Annotated in this window: 26 protein-coding genes and 1 riboswitch; of the genes, 24 read left to right on the top strand and 2 right to left on the bottom strand. The window is 62.2% G+C overall.

Features of this window, described 5'->3' with window-relative positions; translation table 11 throughout:
• Positions 1–39 precede the first annotated feature (39 nt).
• The 23 genes from coaBC to pheT all read left to right on the top strand — a co-directional run bounded on the left by coaBC (position 40) and on the right by pheT (position 21,528).
• Positions 40–1,242 carry a bifunctional phosphopantothenoylcysteine decarboxylase/phosphopantothenate--cysteine ligase CoaBC gene (gene coaBC / locus AC2YB9_RS10610; protein WP_487265312.1) on the top strand — a complete coding sequence of 401 codons (1,203 nt, stop codon included), beginning with the start codon at positions 40–42 and terminating at the stop codon, positions 1,240–1,242.
• A 58-nt stretch (positions 1,243–1,300) separates the two neighbouring features.
• The gene (metK, locus tag AC2YB9_RS10605) at positions 1,301–2,494 is read left to right on the top strand and encodes a methionine adenosyltransferase (protein ID WP_487265311.1); all 1,194 of its coding nucleotides are present in this window, start codon (positions 1,301–1,303) and stop codon (positions 2,492–2,494) included.
• Between the two features lie 133 nt (positions 2,495–2,627).
• Positions 2,628–4,649 carry a primosomal protein N' gene (locus AC2YB9_RS10600; protein WP_487265310.1) on the top strand — a complete coding sequence of 674 codons (2,022 nt, stop codon included), beginning with the start codon at positions 2,628–2,630 and terminating at the stop codon, positions 4,647–4,649.
• Positions 4,650–4,692: 43 nt separating this feature from the next.
• Positions 4,693–5,616, top strand: a complete 924-nt coding sequence (gene fmt, locus AC2YB9_RS10595; protein WP_487265309.1) for a methionyl-tRNA formyltransferase — start codon at positions 4,693–4,695, stop codon at positions 5,614–5,616.
• Entirely contained in the window at positions 5,613–6,896 is a 1,284-nt protein-coding gene (locus tag AC2YB9_RS10590; RefSeq protein WP_487265308.1) for an RsmB/NOP family class I SAM-dependent RNA methyltransferase, read from the top strand. Before fmt ends, AC2YB9_RS10590 begins: the two co-directional genes overlap by 4 nt.
• Before the next feature lie 128 nt (positions 6,897–7,024).
• Positions 7,025–7,693 carry a ribulose-phosphate 3-epimerase gene (gene rpe / locus AC2YB9_RS10585; RefSeq protein ID WP_487265307.1) on the top strand — a complete coding sequence of 223 codons (669 nt, stop codon included), beginning with the start codon at positions 7,025–7,027 and terminating at the stop codon, positions 7,691–7,693.
• Positions 7,694–7,721: 28 nt separating this feature from the next.
• Positions 7,722–7,852, top strand: a riboswitch (FMN riboswitch).
• 76 nt (positions 7,853–7,928) lie between these two features.
• Complete coding sequence (ribD, locus tag AC2YB9_RS10580) at positions 7,929–8,966, top strand: bifunctional diaminohydroxyphosphoribosylaminopyrimidine deaminase/5-amino-6-(5-phosphoribosylamino)uracil reductase RibD (RefSeq protein ID WP_487265306.1); 1,038 nt, start codon at positions 7,929–7,931, stop codon at positions 8,964–8,966.
• Complete coding sequence (locus tag AC2YB9_RS10575) at positions 8,966–9,592, top strand: riboflavin synthase (RefSeq protein WP_487265305.1); 627 nt, start codon at positions 8,966–8,968, stop codon at positions 9,590–9,592. The genes ribD and AC2YB9_RS10575 overlap by 1 nt, the downstream gene beginning before the upstream one ends.
• Complete coding sequence (locus tag AC2YB9_RS10570) at positions 9,589–10,824, top strand: bifunctional 3,4-dihydroxy-2-butanone-4-phosphate synthase/GTP cyclohydrolase II (RefSeq protein WP_487265304.1); 1,236 nt, start codon at positions 9,589–9,591, stop codon at positions 10,822–10,824. Before AC2YB9_RS10575 ends, AC2YB9_RS10570 begins: the two co-directional genes overlap by 4 nt.
• A complete protein-coding gene (gene ribH / locus AC2YB9_RS10565) occupies positions 10,821–11,294 on the top strand; it encodes a 6,7-dimethyl-8-ribityllumazine synthase (RefSeq protein WP_487265303.1) in 474 nt (157 codons plus the stop codon). Before AC2YB9_RS10570 ends, ribH begins: the two co-directional genes overlap by 4 nt.
• Positions 11,295–11,414: 120 nt before the next feature.
• Positions 11,415–11,981, top strand: a complete 567-nt coding sequence (locus tag AC2YB9_RS10560) for a hypothetical protein (RefSeq protein ID WP_487265302.1) — start codon at positions 11,415–11,417, stop codon at positions 11,979–11,981.
• The gene (locus AC2YB9_RS10555; RefSeq protein WP_487265301.1) at positions 11,974–12,297 is read left to right on the top strand and encodes a transcriptional regulator; all 324 of its coding nucleotides are present in this window, start codon (positions 11,974–11,976) and stop codon (positions 12,295–12,297) included. The genes AC2YB9_RS10560 and AC2YB9_RS10555 overlap by 8 nt, the downstream gene beginning before the upstream one ends.
• A 19-nt stretch (positions 12,298–12,316) precedes the next feature.
• Positions 12,317–12,580, top strand: a complete 264-nt coding sequence (locus tag AC2YB9_RS10550; RefSeq protein WP_487265300.1) for a phosphoribosyl-ATP diphosphatase — start codon at positions 12,317–12,319, stop codon at positions 12,578–12,580.
• 74 nt (positions 12,581–12,654) lie between these two features.
• Complete coding sequence (hisG, locus tag AC2YB9_RS10545; RefSeq protein ID WP_487265299.1) at positions 12,655–13,500, top strand: ATP phosphoribosyltransferase; 846 nt, start codon at positions 12,655–12,657, stop codon at positions 13,498–13,500.
• Positions 13,500–13,901 carry a PH domain-containing protein gene (locus AC2YB9_RS10540; protein ID WP_487265298.1) on the top strand — a complete coding sequence of 134 codons (402 nt, stop codon included), beginning with the start codon at positions 13,500–13,502 and terminating at the stop codon, positions 13,899–13,901. The genes hisG and AC2YB9_RS10540 overlap by 1 nt, the downstream gene beginning before the upstream one ends.
• Complete coding sequence (locus tag AC2YB9_RS10535) at positions 13,898–14,377, top strand: SseB family protein (protein ID WP_487265297.1); 480 nt, start codon at positions 13,898–13,900, stop codon at positions 14,375–14,377. Before AC2YB9_RS10540 ends, AC2YB9_RS10535 begins: the two co-directional genes overlap by 4 nt.
• Before the next feature lie 276 nt (positions 14,378–14,653).
• Complete coding sequence (infC, locus tag AC2YB9_RS10530; protein WP_487265296.1) at positions 14,654–15,307, top strand: translation initiation factor IF-3; 654 nt, start codon at positions 14,654–14,656, stop codon at positions 15,305–15,307.
• Entirely contained in the window at positions 15,307–15,501 is a 195-nt protein-coding gene (gene rpmI, locus AC2YB9_RS10525; RefSeq protein ID WP_487265295.1) for a 50S ribosomal protein L35, read from the top strand. The genes infC and rpmI overlap by 1 nt, the downstream gene beginning before the upstream one ends.
• 40 nt (positions 15,502–15,541) lie before the next feature.
• Complete coding sequence (gene rplT / locus AC2YB9_RS10520) at positions 15,542–15,934, top strand: 50S ribosomal protein L20 (protein WP_487265294.1); 393 nt, start codon at positions 15,542–15,544, stop codon at positions 15,932–15,934.
• A 38-nt stretch (positions 15,935–15,972) separates the two neighbouring features.
• Positions 15,973–16,779, top strand: coding sequence for a TrmH family RNA methyltransferase (locus AC2YB9_RS10515; protein ID WP_487265293.1), 807 nt, complete (start codon positions 15,973–15,975; stop codon positions 16,777–16,779).
• Between the two features lie 9 nt (positions 16,780–16,788).
• Complete coding sequence (locus AC2YB9_RS10510) at positions 16,789–17,835, top strand: sensor histidine kinase (RefSeq protein ID WP_487265292.1); 1,047 nt, start codon at positions 16,789–16,791, stop codon at positions 17,833–17,835.
• Between the two features lie 79 nt (positions 17,836–17,914).
• Positions 17,915–19,018 carry a phenylalanine--tRNA ligase subunit alpha gene (gene pheS, locus AC2YB9_RS10505; RefSeq protein WP_487265291.1) on the top strand — a complete coding sequence of 368 codons (1,104 nt, stop codon included), beginning with the start codon at positions 17,915–17,917 and terminating at the stop codon, positions 19,016–19,018.
• Positions 19,018–21,528: a phenylalanine--tRNA ligase subunit beta gene (gene pheT, locus AC2YB9_RS10500; protein WP_487265290.1), complete on the top strand. Its 2,511-nt coding sequence runs from the start codon at positions 19,018–19,020 to the stop codon at positions 21,526–21,528. Before pheS ends, pheT begins: the two co-directional genes overlap by 1 nt.
• A gap of 9 nt (positions 21,529–21,537) precedes the next feature.
• Here the strand turns inward: pheT and AC2YB9_RS10495 are convergent, their stop codons facing one another.
• Both AC2YB9_RS10495 and AC2YB9_RS10490 read right to left on the bottom strand, forming a co-directional pair.
• On the bottom strand, positions 21,538–22,092 hold the full coding sequence (locus tag AC2YB9_RS10495; protein WP_487265289.1) for a LemA family protein: 555 nt from the start codon (positions 22,090–22,092) through the stop codon (positions 21,538–21,540).
• 39 nt (positions 22,093–22,131) lie between these two features.
• Positions 22,132–23,928, bottom strand: coding sequence for a DUF2207 domain-containing protein (locus AC2YB9_RS10490; RefSeq protein WP_487265288.1), 1,797 nt, complete (start codon positions 23,926–23,928; stop codon positions 22,132–22,134).
• 94 nt (positions 23,929–24,022) lie between these two features.
• On the opposite strand from AC2YB9_RS10490, the gene argG reads away from it, so the two are divergent.
• Positions 24,023–25,456, top strand: coding sequence for an argininosuccinate synthase (argG, locus tag AC2YB9_RS10485; protein WP_487265287.1), 1,434 nt, complete (start codon positions 24,023–24,025; stop codon positions 25,454–25,456).
• Positions 25,457–25,484 lie beyond the last annotated feature (28 nt).

Here is a 25,484-nt window from a genome sequence, read left to right as displayed (position 1 = left end):
CCCTCCGGAACATGTGGATGCGGTGAGTGAGCACAAGTCATGAGTGAAATAGTTCTTGGCGTCACCGGCGGAATTGCCTCATACAAGGCCGCCGAGTTGCTCCGGCTCTTCACCGAGTCCGGCCACAGCGTTCGCGTTGTGCCCACCGCGGCGTCGCTGAAATTTGTCGGCGCCGCGACGTGGGAAGCGCTCTCGGGCAAGCCGGTGCAGACCGGGGTGTTCGAACACGTCCATGAGGTGGCCCACGTACGCATCGGGCAAGCCGCCGAGCTGATCGTGGTGGCTCCCGCAACCGCCAATACATTGGCGCGTGCTGCCCATGGCCTTGCCGATGATCTGTTAACCAATACTTTGCTGACCGCACGTTGCCCGGTCGTCTTCGTCCCTGCGATGCATACCGAGATGTGGGAGAACGCTGCGACCCAGGCCAATGTGGCCATCCTGCGTGTGCGCGGGCATGTTGTCGTCGAACCTGCGGTTGGCCGGCTGACGGGGGCCGACACCGGCAAGGGGCGGTTCCCTGATCCGCAGGCGATTTTCGAACTCGCCACGGAGCTCCTCAACCCGAGACCGCAAGATTTGATCGGTCGCCGAGTGGTCATCTCCGCTGGCGGCACGCGTGAATATCTCGATCCGGTCAGATTTTTGGGCAATCGCTCCTCCGGCCGGCAGGGATTCGCGCTCGCCGAGGCCGCGGTCGCGCGCGGCGCGACGGTCACTGTTGTGGCTGCCAATGTGACGCTCCCGGCGCCGGCGGGCATCGACCTCGTCACGGTTGTGACGACCGAAGAATTGCGTCAGGCGATACATCAATTGGCGCCCGAAGCCGATGTAATTGTCATGGCGGCCGCGCCGGCTGATTTCCGGCCGGCCACGTTCGCCGATGCGAAGATCAAGAAGTCGGCTGACGGCATCGCGCCGGACATTAAACTCGTCGAAAACCCCGATATTTTGGCCGAATTGGTTGCCTCTCGTACGCAAAAACGTCCCGTGATCGTAGGGTTTGCAGCCGAAACCGGCGATGCGCAGGCCTCGGTCATCGAACACGCACGCGACAAAATGACTCGTAAAGGTTGCGATCTGCTTGTCGTCAACGATGTCAGTTCCGGCCGTGCTTTCGGGCAACTGGACAACGAAGCGGTCATCCTTGGCGCCGATGGGTCGGTCGAAACTGTGCCCTTCGGACCCAAGGTCGCCTTGGGCCATGCCATCTGGGACGCAGTTTCCCACTGGTTGGACTAGTCACCTTTTTGCTTGTTGCGCGTTATAGAGTTAGTCGATAGTCAACCCAGGAGTAAATGTGAGTCGCTTCTTCACGTCCGAGTCGGTCACCGAAGGTCATCCGGACAAAATTGCCGATCAGATAAGTGACAGCGTGCTTGATGCTCTGCTGGCTCAAGATCCCGCCAGCCGTGTCGCCTGCGAGACGTTTGTAACGACCGGGCTAGTCCTTGTCGGTGGCGAGGTCACGACCGAGGCATACGTCGATATTGCACGGATCGCCCGCGATCGTGTGTTGGAGATCGGCTACGACTCCTCGACGAAGGGTTTCGATGGTGAATCCTGCGCGGTCCAGGTGACGCTTGATGCGCAAAGCCCCGACATCGCCCAGGGCGTCAACAACGCCGAGGAAACCCGGTCCGACGGTTCGGTCGACCCGCTCGACCTCCAGGGCGCTGGCGATCAGGGCATCATGTTTGGCTATGCCAACGATGAAACCGCCGAACTCATGCCGCTGCCGATCACGATCGCACACCGGTTGGCCGAAAAATTGACTGAAGTGCGCAAGAACGGCACCTTGGCTTACCTTCGTCCGGACGGCAAGACCCAGGTCACGATCGAATATGACGATGACGACATGCCGATACGCGTTGAAACGGTGGTCGTATCAAGCCAGCATGAAGAGGGCATCGATCTGGAAAGCCAACTGACCGCCGATATTAAGAAGCACGTTGTTGATGCGGTTCTGGCCAACTACGACATCGACAGCAGCGGCTACAACCTGCACGTCAACCCCACCGGCAAGTTCGTCATCGGCGGACCGATGGGCGATGCCGGGCTGACCGGGCGCAAGATCATCGTCGACACCTACGGCGGCTACGCGCGCCATGGTGGTGGCGCATTCTCGGGCAAGGACCCGTCGAAGGTTGACCGCTCGGGTGCTTATGCGATGCGTTGGGTGGCCAAGAACATCGTGGCGGCCGGACTTGCCCGCAAGGCCGAGGTCCAGGTCGCTTATGCGATCGGCAAGGCCCACCCGGTCGGTTTCTACGTCGAGACGTTCGGCACCGAATCGGTTCCAGTCGACGCGATTCGCGCAGCTGTCCTTGAGGTGTTCGATCTGCGTCCCGGCGCGATCGTCCGTGACCTTGACCTGCTGCGCCCGATCTACGCCAAGACTGCCGCATACGGTCACTTCGGCCGCGAACTCGAGGAATTCACCTGGGAGCGCACCGATCGCGCGGAAGCACTCAAGGCCGCGATCAAGTCCTGACCCCTACCGCCGAGTGGCGCAAGAATGACGGATTTCGGTTGATTTTCTGTCATTCCTGCGCCACTCGGCGTCGTTTTTGCGCCACTCGCGATGGCAGGATCGGTATGTCGGGGCTGGCTGATAGAACTGCCCTATGACCGATACCGGGGGAGCCGAGCAACTCGAGTTGATCGCTCCGCCACGGACTGTTGCTGTCAGGCCCAAACCGACCCGCCAATCTGTTCCATTGGCCACCGAGTGCCCGATCGCGCGCGTGGCGGTCGATATGCCGCTGCCGCACCTTGACCGGCTTTTCGATTATGCCGTTCCGCTCACCCTCGACACCGACGCGCAGCCGGGTTGTCGGGTCAAGGTGCGCTTCGCTGGCAAGTTGGTCGGGGGCTATCTCATCGAACGCGTCGAACACAGCGGTCACACTGGCACTCTCGCGCCGCTAGCTAAAGTCGTGTCGGCCGAGCCGGTCCTTCGTCCCGATGTGCTGACCGCCGCCAGATCGGTCGCTGACCGTTATGCGGGCACCCTCGCCGATGTCCTCCGGCTCGCGGTCCCGCCCCGGCACGCCCGGACCGAAATGAAGCCGCCAGGTGCGCTCGGCGATGCCGAAGGTGTGCAGATTGAACCTGTCCAGGATGTGATCGAGGTCGACGATGATGTTTGGGGCGCATACGAGGCCAGCGCAAGCTATCTCGCCGCAGTGGCGGCCGGGGAGTCACCGCGGGCCTGCTGGGCGGCATTGCCGGGTGCCGGCGCATTGACAGCGATTGCACAGGTTGCGGCCGCGACCCTTGCGAGCGGCCGTGGCATCATCGTGTGCGTTCCAGATGCGACCGATGCCGAGCGGCTTGATCATGAGTTTCGCGCAGTTCTTGGCGATTCTCGGCATGTGATCCTGCACGCTTCTCAAGGGCCAGCCGAGCGTTATCGCTCGTTCTTGGCACTCTCGCGGGGCACCGTCAAAGCAGTCATTGGCACGCGTGCCGCGGCCTTCGCTCCCGTCCATGATCTCGGCATGACGGTGATCTGGGACGACGGTGATGATCTGCATGCGGAGTTGCGGGCGCCCTACCCACACGCTCGTGAAGTCCTGTTGACGCGTGCGCTCGCCGTCGACGCCGGTGTGCTCATTGCCGGACATGCCCGCACAGCAGAGGCTCAGCAACTCGTCGATTCGGGTTGGTGCCGGGAGTTGTCCGCGACGCAGCCAGCCCGACGTGCAGCCTGGCCACGAATCGAGATTACCGACGGTTCGGTTGCTGGCGGTGCGCCGGCGAGGTTGCCGCGGGCCGTGTTTACGGCGATCCGGGCCTCGACCGGACCGGTGCTGATTCAGGTTCCGCGGCGGGGTTATCGGGCTGCCTTGGCGTGCCAGCAATGCCGGGCCAGGGCCGAGTGCCTGCACTGTCACGGCCCGCTGGCTCAACATTCTGCCGATGCCGCGCCGGTATGCCGCTGGTGTTCGACTCGCGTCGAGCAGTGGGAGTGTCCGCACTGCCAATGTCGGCAACTTCGAGCTCCGGTGGTTGGCACCTTGCGCACGGCCGAGGAAGTGGCACAGGCGTTTCCTGATCACCAGGTCATCACCTCCGGTGGCGCGACGATCAGGTCAACAGTGCCGGCCGAACGATCGATCGTTCTAGCCACACCCGGGGCTGAACCCTGGGCCGAGGGTGGCTACTCAGTCGTCGTTCTGCTCGATACCTGGCTGATGCTCGGACGACCTGAGTTGCGCGTCGTCGAGGAAGCCCACCGGCGCTGGTTCAACGCTCTGGCGCTGGCTGCCCCCGGTGGTAGCGGAATCGTCGTCGGCGATGCCGCGCCGCTTCAAGCACTGGTTCGTACCGACCCGGTCGGCTTCGCACGCCGCGAACTTGCAGAACGAATCGAAACGCATATGCCGCCAGCAGCACGGATCGGGACGCTTGAGGCTGACCCCGGCCTGATTGCAGCGCTCTCAGCGCGACCGTGGCCGGCTGAAGTGCTCGGACCGGTCCCACTGCCCGGCCGCGGTGACGATCCCGCCCGTGAACGGCTGATCCTGCGCACGCCCCGAGCACAGGGACGGCTGCTTGCGGCCGCGCTCAAGGAGTTGCAGTCCGAATGCAGTGCCGCCAAGGCCCCTATCCCACGAGTTCAGATCGACCCCTTGATCCTGTGAGGTGCCAGCGACCGTCGGTCACACGGGGCCCTAGACTCGGGACGTGAGATTGGTCTTTGCGGGTACGCCCGAAGTTGCTGTGCCGGCATTGAATGCGCTGGTCGAGAGCCGACACGATGTGGTGGCTGTGGTCACCCGCCCCGATGCGCCAGCTGGGCGCGGGCGCACCCTGGTGGCCTCGCCGGTCGCCAAGCGGGCCGCCGAACTCGGCATCGAAGTGCTCAAACCTGAGTCTGCATCTGACCCCGCGTTCCTGGCCCGGCTGCGTGAGCTCGAGCCAGCCTGCTGCCCGGTTGTTGCCTACGGTGCGATGATCCGGCGCGAAGCGCTCGACCTGCCTGAATGGGGTTGGGTCAACCTACATTTCTCGATCCTGCCCGCCTGGCGCGGTGCCGCTCCCGTGCAGCGTTCGATCATGGCTGGCGATGAGGTCACCGGTGCCTGCGTGTTCAGTCTGGTCGAGGAACTGGACGCGGGACCGGTCCTGGGTCATCTCACCGAGCGGATTCTCGACACCGACACTGCCGGCGACCTGCTCCAACGACTTGCTGAGGCAGGGGCCGGCCTGCTCACCGATGTCCTCGACCACATTGAGGACGAAGACATTTCGGCGCTCTCGCAACCCGAGGACGGCACGTCATACGCGTCGAAACTGACAGCGCAGGACGGGCATGTCGACTGGACGCGGCCCTCTTTCGCACTCGATCGGCAGATCCGTGGCTGCACGCCGGCGCCCGGAGCCTGGACGACGCTTGCCGGCGATCGATTCAAACTTGGCCCGATTGGCACCTGCGAGGAAAACACGCTTGAACCTGGCCAGATCTTGGCGGGCAAGAACGAAGTGCGCGTTGGCACCGGCACGACTGATGTGATCCTCCAATTGGTTCAACCGACCGGCAAAAAGCAGATGATCGCGGCCGACTGGGCACGTGGGGCCAAACTCGACGGAACTGAGCGGTTCGAATGAAGGATCCGGTACGCATTGCCGCATTTGATGTACTGCGTGCGGTCGAAGAGCGCGATTCCTACGTCAATCTGCTGCTGCCCGCGCTGTTGCGGGAGCGGCGGATCGAGGGACGGGATGCGGCCTTCGCCACCGAACTCACACACGGAACGCTCCGCCGCCGCGGAACTTACGACGCAATCATCAACGTTGCCGTCAGCAAGGGCATCGCGACGGTTGATCCGGCCGTACTTGACGTTCTCCGACTGGGTGCCCACCAGATTTTGTCGATGCGGGTCCCTGCGCATGCCGCAGTATCTTCCAGCGTCGATCTCGTGCGCTCGGAGATCGGCCACAAACCGGTCCACTTCGCCAACGCGGTGCTCCGCCGGATCTCACAGAGCGATCTTGAGACGTGGCTGGCCAAGGTGACGCGTGGCCGCTCGCGGATCGAAGCGCTGTCGATCACCTACTCGCATCCGGTGTGGATCATTGAGGCGCTCAACGCTGCGCTCGACGGCGACTGGGCCGAGACCGAGCACCTGTTGGCCGCCCAGAATGAGTCGCCCAAGGTTACCTTGGTGGCTCGTCCAGGGCTGTGCGATCCAACTGAACTTCCTGGTGAGCCAGGCCGCCGGTCGCCGTATGCACGATATTTGGATTCTGGTGATCCGGGCGCGATCCCGGCGATCACCGAAGGCCGTGCTGGCGTGCAGGATGAAGGCTCTCAACTCGTCGCAATCGCATTAGCGGAAGCGCCGCTTGACGGACCCGACCAGCGTTGGCTCGACCTGTGTGCGGGCCCCGGTGGCAAGGCCGCGCTGCTGGGGGCGTTGGCCGCCCAGCGTGGCGCGATGCTCGTGGCGAATGAGGTTCAGCCGCATCGGGCCGAGCTGGTTGCACAATCATTGCGTCAACTGAGCAACACCTCGGTCACGATCGAGGACGGCCGGGCTGGTCCGTGGCCCATGGCCAGCTTCGATCGCGTGTTGGTCGATGCGCCGTGCACCGGCCTTGGCGCATTGCGTCGCCGGCCCGAAGCACGCTGGCGACGTCAACCAACCGATCTTGATCAGCTGGTCCCACTCCAGAGCGACCTGCTGCGCAGCGCGCTGGACCTCATACGCCCTGGCGGAGTGGTTTGTTATGCGACCTGCTCGCCGCATCTTGCCGAAACGCGCGGTGTCGTGGCTGCAGTCCTGGCTGAGCGACCGGATGTGTCCGCCGCTGATCCGGTCAACCTGTGGCCGCATCGAGATGGCACCGACGCCATGTTCTGGACCATACTGACCAAATCTGCCTGACCGCCTCAGTAGGAGGTGTCTGAGCAACCTAACTCGATGGTGATGAGGTTGCTGATCCACCGCCCCTCAGCGCGATGGGTTGCTGAGCCACCGCTCGTGCGTGAGCGCGGCTGATTAGACTCTGCGGCATGGGAATTCAGATCTCGCCGAGTATGTTGTCGGCCGACTTCGCCAACCTCGAGGCCGAGGCCAAACGCATTGGGAGCGCCGACTGGCTCCATGTTGACGTGATGGACAATCATTTCGTCCCCAACCTGACGCTGGGCGCTGATGTCATGGCCGCGCTCGCGAAGGTGGCCGAGCAGCCGATCGATGCCCACCTCATGATCGAAGACCCCGATCGGTGGGCCCCGGCCTTCGTTGAGGCTGGCGCGACGAGCGTGACATTCCACGTCGAGGCGGCGCATGCGCCCGTACGTCTCGCTCGCGAAATTCGGGCCAAACACGCCCGCGCTGGTATGGCACTCAAGCCGGCCACGCCCATCGAACCGTATGAGGACCTGCTGCCCGAACTCGACATGGTGCTGATCATGACCGTCGAGCCCGGCTTCGGTGGCCAAAAATTCCTCGACCTGTGTCTGCCGAAGATTCGACGTACGCGCGAACTGCTCGACAAGGTCGGCGGCGACATCTGGTTGCAGGTCGACGGGGGAGTCTCGCTTGAGACAATCGACCGCTGCGCCGACGCTGGAGCGGACGTGTTCGTGGCCGGATCGGCAGTGTTTGGCGCCGATGTGCCTGATGACATGATCGGCCAGTTGCGGGCACAGGCCCAGCAACATTCCTGTCTGGGCTAAGATTGAAGCACGAGCAAAGCAATGCGCTCGCGTGCTCCGGGGTCGGTGTAATTCCGAGCCGGCGGTTATAGTCCGCGACCTGCAGCCACTTCGGTGGTCGCAGTTGAGCTGGTGAAACTCCAGCACCGACGGTGAAAGTCCGGATGGGAGGTGCACGCAGCCGTAGTGCCGCCACCCTGCGACGCGACGGCTGAGGCCCCGGGGCATGCGCGCCCTGACCCGGAGGCCGACCCTGATGGCAACCACGATCGAACACGACGCGATGCGCCGCGCGATCGACGCCGCCGGTTCGATCGTTGCTACGTTCCCGAATCCTCGCGTCGGTTGTGTCCTGCTCGATTCGTCCGGACAAACGATTGCGATTGGTGTCCACCGCGGTGCTGGCACCCCCCATGCGGAAATCGATGCGCTCAACCAAGCTGGCGCGGGCGCCGCGGGAGCCATCGCAGTGGTGACCCTTGAACCCTGCAATCACACGGGCCGGACCGGGCCGTGTTCACGAGCCTTGATTGCAGCCGGCGTCACCCGCGTCGTCTATGCCCAGCGCGACCCAAATGGGAAGGCCGCCGGTGGCGCCGACACCCTTCGGCAGGCCGGAATAGACGTCGAAGCCGATGTGCTGACCGAAGCCGCAGCGGCGATCAACGTTGAGTGGACTCACGCGATCACCACCGGTCGGCCATTTGTGACCTGGAAGTACGCAGCGACGCTTGACGGGCTAAGTGCAGCATCCGACGGCAGCAGCAAATGGATTACCGGGCCCGAAGCGCGCCGAGACGTCCAGACCTTCCGCGCCGGTGTCGATGCGATCGCGGTTGGAACCGGGTCGGTACTGGCGGACGACCCGCGGCTAACCGTCCGTGATGCTGAGGACAACCCGCTGCCCTATGAATCGCAGCCCTTGCGCGTCGTGGTCGGCGAGTCGGTCATACCGCGCCACTACCGCGTCTTCGACACCGCCGCGCCGACCCTGCTGATCCAGTCCCGTGATCCGCAGACAGTGCTGAAACAACTCGCCGAACGCGAGATCCGCCACGTATGGCTCGAGGGCGGTCCCCGTCTTGCTGGCGCGTTCTGGAATGCCGGACTGATCGATCGCGTTATTGGTTATGTGGCGCCCGCGTTTCTGGGTGCTGGACTTGCTGCGCTCAAGACCGAATCGACCACGCTGGCCGACCTGCGGCCGATCGATCTGACCAGCATCGACCGCATCGGCAACGACATTCGACTGATCGGCACGCCACTGCGTGCACCACGAGAGGACTTCAGCTGATGTTCACCGGAATCATCGAAGAATTGGGCCGGGTCGAGTCGATCGCTGAACTTGGTGACTCGATCAGGATCACGATCCGTGGCCCGCTCGCCGTTTCGGATGCTCATCATGGTGATTCGATCGCGGTGAGTGGATGCTGCCTGACCGTGATGGGGCAGACCGAGACAACATTCGATGCCGATGTCATGAAGGAGTCGCTTGATCGTACGATTCTGGGCGATCTGGCGGTCGGCGATCAGGTCAACCTTGAACGCGCGATGCCGGCCGGCGCTCGGCTCGGTGGCCATGTCGTACAAGGTCACGTTGATGGCACCGGACACATTCTTGATCGCACGCCGAGCGAGCACTGGGAAGTTGTACGCATCGGCCTCGCCCCTGAGCTGGCCAAATATTTGGTCGCCAAGGGTTCGGTCACGGTCGATGGCATCTCGCTTACCGTCGTCGACGTTGTCGATTCGCCCGAACCTTGGTTCTCGGTCTCACTTATTCCCACCACCCTCGAAGCGACAACACTCGGCGCCAAAGTGTCGGGGGATCGCGTCAACCTCGAGGTCGACATTCTCGCCAAGTATGTGGAGCGGCTTATCGCACCACGCTTGGTCAAGCAGGAAGGAGACCGCGGATGACCGTGCGTCTTGACAGTATTGAACGTGCCATTGCGGATATCCGTGCTGGCAAAGCGATCGTTGTCGTCGATGACGAAGACCGTGAAAACGAGGGCGACATCATCTTCGCCGCGAGCCGAGCAACGCCCGAACTCATGGCTTTTCTGGTCCGCTATTCCAGCGGATTGGTCTGCGCACCATCGACCGGTGAAATTCTCGACCGGCTCAGCCTTCCGCTGATGACGCCGCACAACCGGGAGAAGATGCGGACGGCTTACACGATCTCGATCGACTCGCGTGATGGCATCACAACCGGCATCTCGGCACATGACCGCGCGCGGACGTGTCGTGTTCTCGCCGATTCGGCGACCGAACCTTTCGAGCTGGTTCAGCCCGGCCACATCCTGCCGCTGCGCGCCAAGCCCGGGGGAGTCCTTGAGCGCGGCGGGCACACCGAAGCCGCGGTCGACTTTGCTCGTCTTGCGGGATTGTCACCGACCGGCGTCATCGGTGAGGTCATCAACGATGACGGCACGCTGAAGCGCGCTCCAGAGCTCCGCGAGTTCGCCGACGAACATGGGATTGCGCTCGTCTCGATCGAGGATCTGCAGATTTATCGCCGCCTGCATGAGAGTCAGGTGGATCGGCTCGCCGAGACGAAATTGCCAACTGAGTTCGGCGAGTTCAAGGCATACGGATTCCGTGATCGCATCGACGGCAACGAACATATTGCACTTGTCTATGGCGACCCGGGAGCCGACAGTGCGCTCACCCGATTGCATTCGGAATGCCTGACCGGGGATGTTCTTGGCTCGCAGCGCTGTGATTGCGGACCGCAACTCACCGCGTCGATGGCCGCCGTCACGTCGGAGGGTGCCGGCATCATCATCTACCTGCGCGGCCATGAAGGCCGTGGAATCGGCCTGCTGCACAAACTTCAGGCCTACAGTTTGCAGGATCAGGGGCGTGACACCGTCGATGCAAACCTCGAACTCGGTTTCGGCGAGGACGAGCGTGACTATGCCGCGGGCGCACAGATCCTGCGCGACCTCGGCGTCACCTCGGTGCGGCTGCTGACTAACAATCCCCACAAGACAGAGGCGCTCGAGCAATACGGGGTCAAGGTCATCGAACGGTTACCCCTGGAGATTGCGCCGACCGCCGATAGCCTGCGCTACCTGCAGACGAAAGCTGCGCGCATGGGCCACGACCTGCCGCATTTGGGCGCGGGGTCGTCTGAGGTGCCAGCATGAGCGGCGCAGGAGCGCCGGCGCTGACGCTCGATGCCCGCGGTGCGAAGGTCGTCATTGTCGCGTCCAGTTGGCACACCGAAGTGATGGACGGGCTGATCGCCGGTGCGCAACGCGCGCTCGTCGACGCCAACGTCGATGACATCACCCTCGTACGCGTGCCCGGATCATTCGAGTTGTCGATCGTCGCGCAGGCCCATGCAAATGCTGGCTTCGACGCGGTCATCGCACTCGGTGTCATTATCCGCGGCGGAACCCCGCACTTTGAGTATGTCTCGGCCGCTGCGACCGATGGCCTGACTCGAGTCGCGCTCGACACCGGCGTACCAGTCGGCTTTGGGCTGTTGACGACCGACAACGATGAGCAGGCACTCGACCGTTCCGGGTTGCCCGGCAGCAAAGAGGACAAGGGCCGAGAAGCTGCTGAGGCGGCGTTGTCGACGTGGTTGATTCTCAACGATCTCCGCGCCTGAACCTGTAGTCGTCCGCCCAGCGGTTGCAGAGCCGAATGCAAAAGGTTTGTACGACAAACTGGTTGACGCCAATCGAGACGGTTGATAGGTTTGCAGCGCAAACTAGTTTGAGGGGGAACTATGGACCGCAAGACACTCGAATCGGCCGCAATACGGGCCACCAACTTCCGCGGATTGGTGGAAGTGCCCGGCGGCCTGTTTTTCGTCATTATCGGTCTGGGCGGTCTTGGTTGGGCACCCTTCGACCGCGACTGGTTCTTCGTTGTGGCGATCCTCGGGGTGTTCATAACGATCGCGTATGTCAATCGCTACTACGACCGTCAATATGGCCGAGCCACCCTTACCTTCAGCCGCATGCTCGACAACGTCGGACTCAATGCGCTGTTCTGGTTGGGAGCACTCGTCGGGCTCATCATCGATCTTGGTGTCGACGGGGCGATCAGCATTTTTGTGATCGCTACGGCCGCCTCGATGTTCGGTTGGTATGCCGTCTCGATCGGTTTGAGAGCACATCACTTTCTGATCTGGGGCGCACTGTTGGTCCTCGGGCTGATCCCGATGTGGGGCTCGCTCGATCAACGAACGGCAGTGGCTTGGTTGCCGATCGGCACCGCGATGATCGTCTGTGGCCTGATGGATCACCTGGCCTTGGCCCGGTCTCACCCGGTGGCCGATGAAAATGACTGAGGTCACCAGGCCATCAGATGAGGGAGACCTCATCCTTGACCGGTTGATCCACGAACCGGGACGCCTCGCGATTCTGACGGTTCTGACGTCGGTGAAATCGGCCGACTTCCTGTTCCTGCAGCGGGTGACCGGGTTGAGCAAAGGTAATTTGTCGAGTCACCTCTCTAAGCTTGATAGCGGCGGTCTTATAACGGTCAAAAAGGCCTTTGTGCGTAAGAAGCCCAACACCAGCGTGTCGCTGACGATGGAGGGTCGCCAGCGCATCGCGCGACATTGGGCACAACTCGAACGACTCAAGAATTTCTCCGTAGAGTGACCCGATAGTCTTGTGCTCGATGAAGACTTTTGATCAGCTGTTCGCCGAGTTGTCCGATAAGGCGGCAAATCGCCCCGAGGGCTCGCGCACTGTCGCCGAGCTTGACGCTGGCGTGCACACGATCGGCAAGAAGATCGTTGAAGAGGCCGCCGAGGCGTGGATGGCTGCCGAGTACGAAGGCAATGCCCGTACCGCCGAAGAACTCAGCCAGTTGCTTTACCACGTACAAGTCATGATGTTGGCCAAAGGGATCACGCTCGACGACGTTTACGCGCATCTGTGACGGGTGGCCCGCAAGGGTCATCCGTGCCTTCGCCCCGTAGGTCAAAAGAGTCTCCCTGACGGAACTGAGGAATCATGCTAAAAATAGCGGTACCCAATAAAGGTGCATTGTCTGAAGCAGCGGCCCAAATGCTCGCCGAGGCTGGCTATCGGCAACGTCGCAACGCCCGCGATCTGGTCATGCTCGACGCTGAGAACGGCGTTGAGTTCTTCTATCTTCGTCCCCGTGACATCGCAATTTATGTTGGCGCCGGCACGCTCGATGTCGGTATCACCGGTCGCGATCTTTTGCTTGACTCGCGGGCGGAGGCCGATGAGTCGATCGCGCTCGGCTTCGGCGTATCGACATTCCGCTTCGCGGCGCCGATCGGCACGATGAATACGATCGAAGATCTCCAGGGCAAGCGCATTGCGACCTCGTATGACGGCATCCTCGGCGGCTATTTGGCCGAGCGGGGGATCGACGCAAGCGTCGTACGCCTCGACGGAGCGGTCGAATCCTCGATCCGGCTCGGTGTTGCCGATGCGATCGCCGATGTCGTGGAAACCGGCAGCACCCTCCGTCAGGCCGATCTTGAAGTGTTCGGTGACCCGATTCTGGCCTCGGAATCGGTCCTGATCACGCGCCGCGGTGCTTCGAACCCCAAGGGCTTCGAAGTGTTCAAACGACGCCTCGACAGTGTCATTGTCGCCCGCAACTACGTCATGATGGATTATGACATTCGAGCTGAACTCGTCGAGCAGGCAATTGCCGTGACGCCCGGAATCGAATCGCCGACGGTGTCGCCGCTGCATCGCAAAGGGTGGGTCGCCGTACGCTCGATGGTGCCGCGTGATTCCGCCCAGCGCATCATGGATGATCTGTGGGAGCTTGGCGCCCGCGGCACTCTGGTCACCGACATTCTTGCTTGCAGGATCTGATGATCTTCCGGCCGGTTGGACCGCGAATTATCGCCTACGGTTCGATCGTTGTGATCACGGTATTGACTGTTGTTATCGGCGTTGCACTGCGGGACACCACCGGCTTCAGCTGGTTCGAGTGGGCCACGTTCGTGGCAATGCTTGTCGCTGTCTTCATCGGTTTGCATGGTGTCGCGCGCAGCTATGTTGATGCTAATGACGACGGCCTCGACATCCTCAACGGCTACAAGCGGCACCACATCGAGTGGACACAGATCAAAGGCATTGCCATGAACTCGGGTGCACCGTGGCCGACGCTCGTGCTCAAGGACGATGAACGAGTCATCTTATTCGCGATCCAGGGCAGCGACGGGCCGTCTGCACGGAATGCGATCGCGCAGATCCACAAGCGGATCAAATGAAGCACGAGCGCGTTCTGGCCGCGCCGGCCTTCCCCGGCGATGACGGTCGCATCGACCCCGTACTGCAGTTGGCGATCGACGCCGTCGAGGGCATAGACGACAGTTCCGAGATCATCGGCGCGTTGTGCACTGTGCGTGTGTTTGTCCCGGTGATCGCTCTGCTCGGTGAGGTTCCGGCCGATGGGGACAAGGATGCCGATATGGCGGCCGTGTTCATGACCGGCGCCGACGGTCGGAAGGCATTGCTGGCGTTTAGCTCGGTGGCTGCGATGCAGGCCTGGGATCCGGACTCGCGGCCGGTCCCGATCTTCGGCCATGACGCCGCCCGGGCTGCACTCGATGAAGATGCCACAGCGCTCCTGCTGGACCTAGGTAGCCCGCATTTCACCGTTGTTGAAACCGATGACCTCACACATCTGGCTGCAAGGCACCGGCTGGTTCAGTCCGCTGCCGGCCCGGCTTGGCTGACGTCCTGACCCCGCCTGCGCGCGGCGATTTCGGAAATCACCCGCAACGCTGCTATTCTTGATTACGAAGTGGAGGTCCACCTCCCACCTGCTCGGTTTTTGACCGTGGGGTAAGTGATTGGCAGTGCGTTTGCCGGTCGTGAAGACGTGAGTCGCTGTTGCGGGTCACGCCGTTGGTGGCCCCGTTTCATACGGAGGCCACTTTTTTCATGTGGTCCCAGCCCAGACGTTTCAACCCTTGGAGGACCCATCACCACAGATTTGCGTGTCAACGAGCGGATTCGTGTGCCAGAAGTGCGACTCGTTGGTCCTAACGGAGAACAGGTCGGCATCGTACGTATCGAAGACGCTTTGCGTCTCGCCGAAGAAGCCGATCTTGACCTCGTCGAGGTCGCGGCAACCGCTCGACCGCCTGTGTGCCGGCTGATGGACTACGGCAAGTACAAGTACGAAGCCGCGCAGAAGGAACGTGAATCGCGCCGCAACCAGACCAATACTGTCATCAAAGAAATGAAGTTGCGGCCGAAGATCGACGCACACGACTACGAGACCAAAAAGGGTCACGTCGTGCGCTTCCTGAAAGCCGGCGACAAAGTCAAGATCACGATTATGTTCCGTGGCCGCGAACAGCACCGCCCCGAATTGGGATACCGGTTGCTGCAGCGCCTCGCTGCAGATGTTGAAGATCTTGGCTTCATCGAATCCAATGCGCGCCAGGATGGTCGCAACATGACCCTCGTCCTCGGCCCGTTGAAGAAGAAGTCCGAAGCCCAGGCCGAAGTCAAGGCCGAAAAGGTGAAGGCAGCCACTGTCCTCGCCGCTGAACGTGAAGCTGACAGTGCGGCCGACAAGGCGCATCGTGAAGCCGAACACAACTCCGCGACGCCCAAGAAACCTAAGCGTCGCTCCGAAAACCTCGACCCAGACATGGAGGCATAATGCCGAAGTTCAAGCCCCACTCGGGCATGAAGAAGCGCGTCAAGATCACCGGCCGAGGGAAGCTTCGCCGTGAACAGACCAACCGCCGTCACCTGTTGGAGTACAAGTCCTCGACACGTACCCGCCGGCTCGCTGGCACTACTGATGTTGCCAAGGCCGACGTTCCCCGCGTGAAGAAGATGCTCGGTCTCTGACCCGAGCCGCATCCAACCCCTGACTTAGAAGGAGAATCAGATGGCACGCGTCAAGCGGTCTGTTAACGCACAAAAGAAGCGCCGGGTAATTCTCGAGCGCGCCGCCGGCTACCGTGGCCAGCGCTCGCGCCTTTACCGTAAGGCCAAGGAGCAGGTCACTCACTCGTTCGTCTACTCGTACCGCGATCGCAAGGCCAAAAAGGGCGATTTCCGTCGCCTGTGGATCCAGCGCATCAATGCGGCAGTTCGTGCCGAGGGCATGACCTACAACCGTTTCATCCAGGGTCTCAAAGCCGCTGGTGTCGAGGTTGATCGCAAGCAGCTCGCCGATCTCGCAATCACCGAGCCGGCCGCGTTCTCGGCGCTCGTTGCGGTGAGCAAAGCCAATCTGCCCGCGGACGTCAACGCGCCCAAGGACAACGCTGCGGTCTGATCCGCAGTCACTGAGCTGAAGACAAGACAACGATTCGCGTGGCGAGTCCCGACCAGCCCGACGGGCTGACTACTAGATCTGCCAAGGTCAAGTATGCGTCGAGGCTCGCCACGCGCTCGTTTCGTATGCAGCACCGCGAGTTTCTTGCCGAAGGGCCCCAGGCGGTCCGTGAGGCACTGCGGATCGACGATGTCGTCCGCGAGATCTTCGTGACCGATGTGGCGGCCGAACGTCATCGCGACCTACTCACAACCAATGTGCCAGTCCACTACGTCGATGAGCGCGCGCTTGAAGTCGTCGCCGACACGGTCCACCCGCAGGGCATCGTGGCGCGGTGCGCCTTCGTCGACACGACCGTGGACAACATCGTCGCCGCGCCACTTCGTCTGGTGGTGATCTGCGCCGACATCCGTGACCCCGGCAACGCTGGCACTGTCATACGCTGCGCCGATGCGGCCGGTGCTGACGCGGTCATTTTCACCGGCCACAGCGTCGACCCGTTCAATCCCAAGGCCGTCCGCGCGAGTGTCGGCAGCGTGTTCCATCTGCCTCTGGTCATCGGCGGCCAGACCGAGGACGTCACCGATCAGTTGAAGGCGGCGGGGCTGACCGTGCTGGCCGCCGACGGCGGGGGAGCAGTCGACCTATTCTCCGATGAGGATGTGCTCGCTGGCCCGACCGCGTGGCTTCTGGGCAATGAAGCCTGGGGTCTACCCGATGACGTGGCGGCACTGGCCGATCACAGTGTGTCGATCCCGATTTTCGGTCGTGCGGAGAGCCTCAACCTCGCAACGGCTGCGGCTGTGTGTTTGTACGCCTCGGCCCGCGCACACCGAACACGCTAAATTCATCCTATGGACCCCGACCTACAGCTTCACCCCGACGGGATCCTCGTGGTCAACGCTGACGGGATCGTCGAGGGCGCTAACAAGTCGTTAATCCGGATGGCCCGAGTGCCGGAGAATTTGATCATCGGCCGACACATCCGTGATGCCATGCCATTTGGTGACCTCAACGGCAATATGTGGTTCGAAAGCATGGACCCGTTCGGCGGCCTGATGACCCGAACACGTATCTCCGAGCAGTCATGGTGGTCACCCCGCGGTAATGAATACCTAGTGACCGCGGCACTGGTCCGCGCTGAACCGCTCGGCCCGGTCCAACGCATGATCGTGTCGATGCGATCGACCCGTGTGCGCAATCGACGTGACCGCGAGCGATCAGATCTCGTTGCGACCGTTGCACACGAACTGCGCTCACCGCTTACCGGTATTAAAGGATTCTCCTCGACGCTGCTCACAAAATGGGACAAATTCTCCGACGAACAACGCCAATTCATGCTTGAGACCGTCGACGCAGACGCTGATCGACTGACGCGGCTGATCACCGAACTACTCGATGCCGCGCGGATCGACGCCGGTCGGCTGACGCTTCGTCGTGGTCCCGTGCATCTCGATGAATTGGTGCGGCGAGTGCTCACGAATGTCTCCGCCGGCAGCGGCCATCCCTTCGATCTGACAATCCGCGAAGACGTGCCGCTCATCTGGGGTGATTCAGATCGGCTTATCCAAGTCATCACCAATCTGATCGAAAATGCGTTGCGGCACGGCAACGGTCTCAAAACGGTCGTGGTCCAGCGGACCGAACCGCCAGGATGCGGTCACGGTGTCTCGCTCGAGATCCATGACAATGGGCCGGGCATACCGCTTGCCGAACGCGAAAGGGTCTTCAGCCGCTTCTGGCGGTCAGGCCCGGGCGCGGGCAGCGGACTCGGCATGTACATCGTCAAGGGAATCGTGGATGAGCACGGCGGCACGGTCCACATCACTGATAGCGACGGCGGCGGTGCCAACATACTCGTGTGGCTGCCGATCAATGAACCGGCCGGACTGACCGACTGAAACGGTCGCTGTGTCCGCCTCCTAGACTTGCTTCGTCACCCACCTGTCTTGCCTGCACAACCGCTGAGAAAGGGCTAACATGTCGGCCCCCAACAATGACTACGATCCGGTCGAGGTCACCCCGCTGCATACCGACGAGGTCGAACGTATGCGTACGGCGGCCCTTGTCGCGATTGCTGCGGCCGAATCGCCCGACGATCTCTTGCAGGTGCGCCACGATCACGCGGGTGACCGATCGCCGATCGGACTCGCCAATCGAGAGATCGGCGCATTGCCGCCGCAGGCCCGCAAAGAAGCAGGAATGCGCGTCGGTCAGGCACGTGGCGCGATCAATAAGGCGCTGGCTGAACGGTCCGCGATCCTCGAGGCCGAGCACGAACTACGGGCCTTGGTCGAGGAAGCTGTCGATGTCACGTTGCCGTGGGACGGCGAGCCGGTTGGCGCTCGACACCCGCTGACAACAATCCAGGAGACCGTCGCCGACATCTTCATCGCGATGGGTTGGGAAGTCGCCGAAGGCCCCGAAGTCGAAGCTGAATGGCTCAACTTTGATGCGCTCAATCTCGGCCCAGACCATCCGGCCCGCACGATGCAAGACACGTTCTGGGTCACGCCCGAAAAGGCCGCGCTAGTCCTGCGCACGCATACGTCGCCGGTCCAGGCCCGTACGATGCTCTCGCAGGAACCGCCGATCTACGTCGTGGTCCCCGGGCGGGTGTTCCGCACCGATGAGCTCGATGCGACCCACTCTCCGGTGTTTCACCAGTTGGAGGGTCTGGCGATCGATGAGGGCCTGACGATGGCGCATCTTAAGGGCACCCTTGACCACTTTGCGCGTGCGATTTACGGGCCGGAGATGACCACTCGATTCCGGCCGTCATATTTTCCGTTCACCGAGCCGAGCGCCGAGATGGACTTGCTCTGCTATGTATGTCACAACGAATCCGGCGAGGTGGCCACGTGCCGCACCTGTCGCGGTGAGGGTTGGGTCGAATGGGGCGGCTGCGGGGTCGTCAATCCGCGGGTCCTCATCGCCTGTGGGGTGGACCCGGAACGCTATTCGGGATTCGCCTTCGGCATCGGGCTCGACCGTACGATCACCGGCCGCTACGACATCGCCGACCTGCGCGATCTCACCGACGGTGACATCCGCTTCACCCAGCCGTTTGGAGTTGAACTGTAATGCGCGTTCCAGTTGAATGGTTGCGCGAATATGTTGATCTGCCCGCCGAACTCACGACTGAGACGTTGGCCGATCGCTTGACGATGCTGGACCTCAAGCTCGAGGAGATCATCAGCTCGGGCATCAGCGGCCCCCTGACTGTCGGTCGAGTCCTGACTCTGGTCAAGGAGCCGCAGAAGAACGGTAAGACGATCAATTGGTGTCGGGTCGACGTCGGCGCGGATCACAATGACACAGCTGAAGGTGATGTGCCAGCCGGACGCGGCATCGTCTGCGGCGCGCATAACTTTGTCGAAGGCGATCTTGTGGTCGTGTCCCTGCCGGGCACGGTGCTTCCCGCACTCGCGAAGTTCATTCCCAATGGCAAAATTTCGGCTCGTAAGACCTACGGCCACGTGTCCGACGGCATGATTTGCTCTGGTTCCGAGCTTGGCATCTCGAGCGATGCTGACGGCATCATCGTGCTCGAAGCTGGCTCGGCCACTCCTGGCGACGATGCAATCGAGCTGCTCGGGCTTGGCCACGAAGTGCTCGATCTTGAGGTCAATCCGGATCGTGCCTATGCGTTGTCGATGCGTGGAGTGGCCCGCGATGCCGCGATGGGTTATGGCGTCGACTTCACTGATCCAGCAGACCTGACGCCGATTAGTGATGCTGGTGGCTATCCGGTGCGGGTCGACGATCCCACCGGTTGCCCGGTGTTCGCGATGATGGCGGTTACCGGATTTGACCCGTTGCGAAGCACTCCGCGCTGGATGGCCCAACGCATCGAACTGGCTGGTATGCGCTCGATTGGGCTCGCCGTTGACGTCAGCAACTACGTGATGCTCGAACTCGGACAGCCCAACCATGCCTACGATCGCGCCAAACTCGATGGCTCGATCATCGTCCGGCGCGCGAGTGCGGGCGAACAGTTTGAGACGTTGGACAGCGTCATGCGCACCTTGTCGAGTGATGATCTGGTGATCACCGATGAGAGCAAGATCATCAGCCTAGCCGGGGTTATGGGCGGTGAGGACATTGAGATCGATGACAATACGACCGACATCGTCATCGAGTCAGCCAATTTTGACGCCGCGACGATCGCTCGTTCAGCGCGGATTCATAAGTTGCCGTCGGAGGCTTCCAAACGCTTCGAACGGGGCGTCGATCCGCACCTTGCGGCTCGGGCGGTTCGTCGAGTCGCCGAATTGCTGGTCGAGTTCGGCGGTGGTCAAATTGACTCTGCCACGACCGTGGTTGGAGTCCCACCGAACCCACCGACCATTACGATCGATGCCGCGCTGCCGGCGCGCATCACTGGGGTGGGCATCGATCAGGCCACTGCCGTCGCGGCGCTCGAGGCAAATGGCTGCACGGTTACGACGGATGGTTCGGCGTTGACCGTTGTTCCGCCGTCGTGGCGTTCCGACCTCACCGAACCTTACGACTTGGTCGAAGAAGTGCTTCGTGTCGTCGGCTACGACTTGGTGCCATCGGTGTTACCGCAAGCACCTGCCGGGCGGGGGCTCGCAGCGCCGCAGCGCCTGCGCCGTCGTGCCGGTCATGTCTTGGCCGGGCTCGGGCTCATAGAGGTCAAGACGTTCCCGTTCGCCGGTCCGGCGGACTGGGACCGGTTGGGCTTGACCGAGGATGATCCACGTCGCCGCCAGGTCATGCTGGAGAATCCGCTGTCGGCCGAACAGCCCGGTATGACAACAACGTTGCTGCCCGGACTGCTCAAGGCACTCGTGCTCAACGTTGGGCGCGGGCATCAGGACGTGTCGATCGTCGAGACCGGACGGGTGTTCCTCCCGCGGGCCGAACTGGTCTGCGCGCCAATCTATGGTGTCGAGCACCGGCCGAGCGTCGACGAGATTGCCGCCCTGGATGCAGCGCTGCCGAAACAGCCTTTCCACGTCGGTGTCGTCATGGCTGGCGAACGTATTCGTACCGGCTGGAACGGACCGGGACGACAGGTTTCGTGGGCCGATGCGATTGAGATCGTGCGCCGTCTGGCGGCTGCCCTTCAGGTCGAGATCGACGTCGAAGCCGCTGATTATGCGCCATGGCATCCCGGCCGCTGTGCCGCAATTCTGCTCGACGGTCAGGTCATCGGTCATGCCGGTGAACTGCATCCGCACGTCATCAAATCGGTTGGTGTTCCAACTCGTACAGTTGCCGCCGAAGTCGACCTTGATGCGCTTATTGCTGCTTCGCCGGGTATCGGTCCGAAACCGAAGTTCTCGACGTTCCCGGTCGCGAAGGAGGATGTCGCGCTGGTGGTCGATGAATCGGTTACGTCTCGGTCGGTTGCTGCAGCGTTGGCGAGCGCCAGCGAATTGATCGAGTCGGTGCGGCTGTTCGATGTCTATTCGGGCGAACAACTCCCCGCGAGCAAGAAGTCGCTCGCATATGCGCTGCGACTCCGGGCCCCCGATCGAACACTCAAGGACGACGAGATCAAGGCCGCCCGAGATGCCGCCGTGAACGCAGCAAATCAGGCCGTCGGCGCCACTCTGCGCGCCTAAGTTTCCGCACTAGAACGAGACGGTGGGCGGTAGTTCCTGCCCGGCGGGAGCCTGATAGAACTCGCGCGCGGCGACGCCAGCAACGCCGGTGAATAGCAGCCACGGGATCGTCTTGACCAGCGTGTTGAGTTTGGCAACCGCATCGTTGTAGAACTGGCGTGCGAAGGACAGCTTGTTTTCGGTATCGGACAACTCGGTTTGAAGGTCCTGGAAATTTGTCGATGCTTTGAGGTCCGGATAAGCCTCGGCGACCGCGAGGACGTCGATTACGGCCTTGTCGAGCCGTGCTTCGGCCGCCGATTTTTCTTGAACGGTGCCAGCTTTGGCGGCCTGCGCCGCACCGGCCCGCGCGGCCGTGACTTCATCGAACACGGCACGCTCGTGCGTGGCGTAGCCCTTGACTGTGCTGACCAGATTCGGAATCAAATCGGCCCGCCGGGTTAGCTGAACGTCGATACCGCCCAGGGCTTCCTGTGCGCCGATATCGGCCTTGCGGAGCCGGTTGAAGCCGATGACGCTAAAGCCGATGACGGCAATGACCACTACCGCGATAACAATCCACATGTCGGGTTCCTCTCGTAGAAAACTGGGTTGAATTGACGGTTACCAGGACCCACCGCCGCCACCGCCACCACCACCGCCGCTGAAACCGCCGCCTCCAGAGGATGACGAGGCTTGCGTGGCCTGGTACGCGCCGATCGATGAGGACAACGATGACTCAAAGCTGGAGAAGGCCGACCCGCCGCCCCATCCCAAGCCCGTGGCGGATCCAGCCGCTGCACCGTACCAAAGCGGACGCGTCGGCTCTTGGCCGGTTTGCGCCTTGTATTTACTGGCCCAGCGGTCGGCACAATCGAAGGCAACCGCAAACGGGATGAAGGCGGTGTAGAGATCCTTGCGGGCGCTGAAATCAAGCCGTTCCTTATTGGAATTGGTGGACAACAGTCGCTCGAACCCACCAGCTCGCGACCAGATATCGCGCCCGCCGCTCGTGTGACGAGTGCCGACCCCGGCGAGCAGCATTCCGGCACCACCGATCGCGAAAGCCGCGAAGGGTAGGCCCATCAAGGAGACTCGGAATGGATTGAAGATCAAACCGGCCGCACCGATGGTCATCGCTGCGATGACGGCCAGTCGACCGCGTTTCTCGGAGTCGACGGGAACGACGATCTCGGACTTCTCGGCCCACGTGCGAACCGATGAGCCGATCGAACCTGGCAGCGACTCGAGGGTGGACCCGGCGGCGGCCGATCCGTCGGCGGCAAACGCGCCACCGATGGCGGTCAGGCCGAGCGATTCCCCGACCGCACGCGTGACTGGATCGGTCTTCGCCCACTGTTCGGGAGTGCCGGTGCCAATGATTGTCCAGTGGTCGTCGCCGTTGTCGGTCAGTGTTGTGAGGCCTTGTTCAGCTTGGTAGAGCAGGGTTGAAGTCAGCGCATTGCCCGGAACCCGCTCAGACACGACATAGGCAGTCTGGACTGGTCCGAGACCGGCGGGTGGCTCATACATGATGGGGAAGCCGGGCTCATCCTCCCTGGTGCGACGCTCCCAGACATACCCGACAATCAGGCCGACGAGGGAGAGCACCAACAGGATGGTCGCGATGATCACGGATCGGCCGTAAACGACGTCGCCGGCAACGCCCCACGGAAGCGTATGGCGGGGTGGGGTCTTGACCGGGACGTCGACAAGGACGCTCACCGGGGTCCGCGGAGGCAGCGCGCCGGTCGTGACGGTGACGGTACGAGTGCCCTGGCCGTCGATCGTGCAAGGGAACGACTGGCCTTGGGCCGACGAGCCGCATTTGAGGTCCCCGCTCGGCTTCGGCAAATTGATGGTTGTCGTGGACTTCATGATGTCCGTCTGCCATCCGCTAGGCACGACATCCCAGAGGAACAGCGAGTGGCGGCTCTGCTTGCCTGCCCAACTGGATGAGCCGTCCGAGCCGCTACCCGCATTGGTCGGCGAGAGGGCGTCCTTGACCAGATAGGAGATTCGATAGGTGTGCGACCCAGGGGAGACGTACCGATCGGAGTCGCCGATCTTGGCGACCCGATACCGTTTGCCGGTCTCCCACGAGAGCGACGACGGCTCGCTGGATCCGTCGAGTGTTACCGCAATCTTCTGCGGCACGTATCGAACGTGCTTGTCGGTTCGATCGGTCAGATCCCAGAAGCGGAAGATACCGTGCCGGCCACGCGGGAAGTTGGCGGTGATCGTCTCGACCGCCTTGAGCGCGCCATCAGTGCCGATCCGGTAGTCGGCGCGGTAGTTCGTGACCGTGACCGGGTCTGGGGAGGTCGAAGAGTCGGAGCTGTCGAACTGCTCGGCGAGGGGCCAGAACAGGCCACCGAGGGTGATGAGTGCGACCAACGCGGACACCATGATCCGTTTCATGCAGGAAGACTAGTGGTCGGGCCAGCGGTACAATAAACGCCACGTCCAACCCCCGCTATGCAAGAATTTGCAGACCTATGCAAGAATATGAATCATGTCCAAAGTATTAACTAGTCTTCCCGTCGGCGAACGCGTCGGCATCGCCTTCTCCGGGGGCCTCGACACATCTGTCGCGGTCGCCTGGATGCGTGACAAGGGTGCCATTCCGTGCACCTATACGGCCGACATCGGCCAATACGACGAGCCTGACATCGCCGGGATCCCCGGTCGTGCCATGCAGTACGGTGCTGAGCTCGCGCGGTCGATCGACTGTAAGCGGCCGCTCGTCGACGAGGGGCTGGCGGCGCTGGCATGCGGAGCGTTCCACATCCGATCGGCGGGCCGGACCTACTTCAATACGACACCCCTGGGCCGTGCGGTCACCGGCACACTCCTCGTGCGGACGATGCGCGAGGACGGGGTCAACATTTGGGGCGACGGTTCGACGTTCAAGGGCAACGACATCGAGCGTTTCTACCGTTACGGGCTGCTTGCAAACCCCGACTTGCTTATCTACAAACCCTGGCTCGATGCGGCCTTCGTCGCCGAGCTCGGCGGCCGGAGCGAGATGAGTCAGTGGCTAACCGAGCGGGATCTCCCGTACCGGGACAGCCAGGAAAAGGCCTACTCGACCGACGCCAACATCTGGGGCGCGACGCACGAGGCCAAGCTGCTCGAGCACCTCGACACCAGCCTCGAGAGCGTCGAACCGATCATGGGCGTCAAGTTTTGGGATCCGTCGGTCGAGATCGCGACGGAGGACGTCACGATCTCCTTCGAGGCGGGTCGTCCGGTTGCGATCGATGGAGAGAGGTTCGGCGGAGACCCGGTTGCTCTCGTCCATGCAGCGAACACCATCGGTGGACGGCACGGGCTCGGTATGTGCGACCAGATCGAGAACCGCATCATTGAGGCGAAGAGCCGTGGCATCTATGAGGCACCAGGGATGGCGCTGCTGCATATCGCGTACGAGCGGCTGGTCAATGCGATCCACAATGAGGACACAATCGCCAACTTCAGTCAGCACGGTCGTCGGCTGGGGCGGCTGATGTACGAAGGGCGTTGGCTGGATCCGCAGGCGATGATGCTGCGGGAGTCCGTGCAGCGCTGGATCGCCTCGGTCGTCACCGGCAACGTGACAGTGCGTCTGCGGCGGGGTGAGGACTACTCGATCCTCGACACCCAGGGGCCGTCGTTCTCATACCACCCCGACAAGCTCTCGATGGAACGCACCGAGAACGCAGTGTTCGGCCCGACCGACCGCATCGGTCAGTTGACGATGCGCAACCTCGACATCGCCGACTCTCGTGCCATGCTCGAGCAGTATGCTGCCCAGCCGCTCGACCAAGGCCAGATGCTCGTCGAGAATGGAACGCTCTTCGGTGAGCTGCCCGCGGGCGGAGCCATGCGGATCGAGGCCAATCCCACTGCCGCGACTGACGAGGAGTTGGCGCTCGACGCTGCAGCGATGGAATCTGGCACGGACTGACAATTACCACAAATGACGAACTGGATGA

Source organism: Aeromicrobium changchenzhani, from assembly GCF_057586615.1.
Note: the sequence above shows the minus strand (reverse complement) of the source record. Positions and strands in the feature narration are given on the sequence as shown.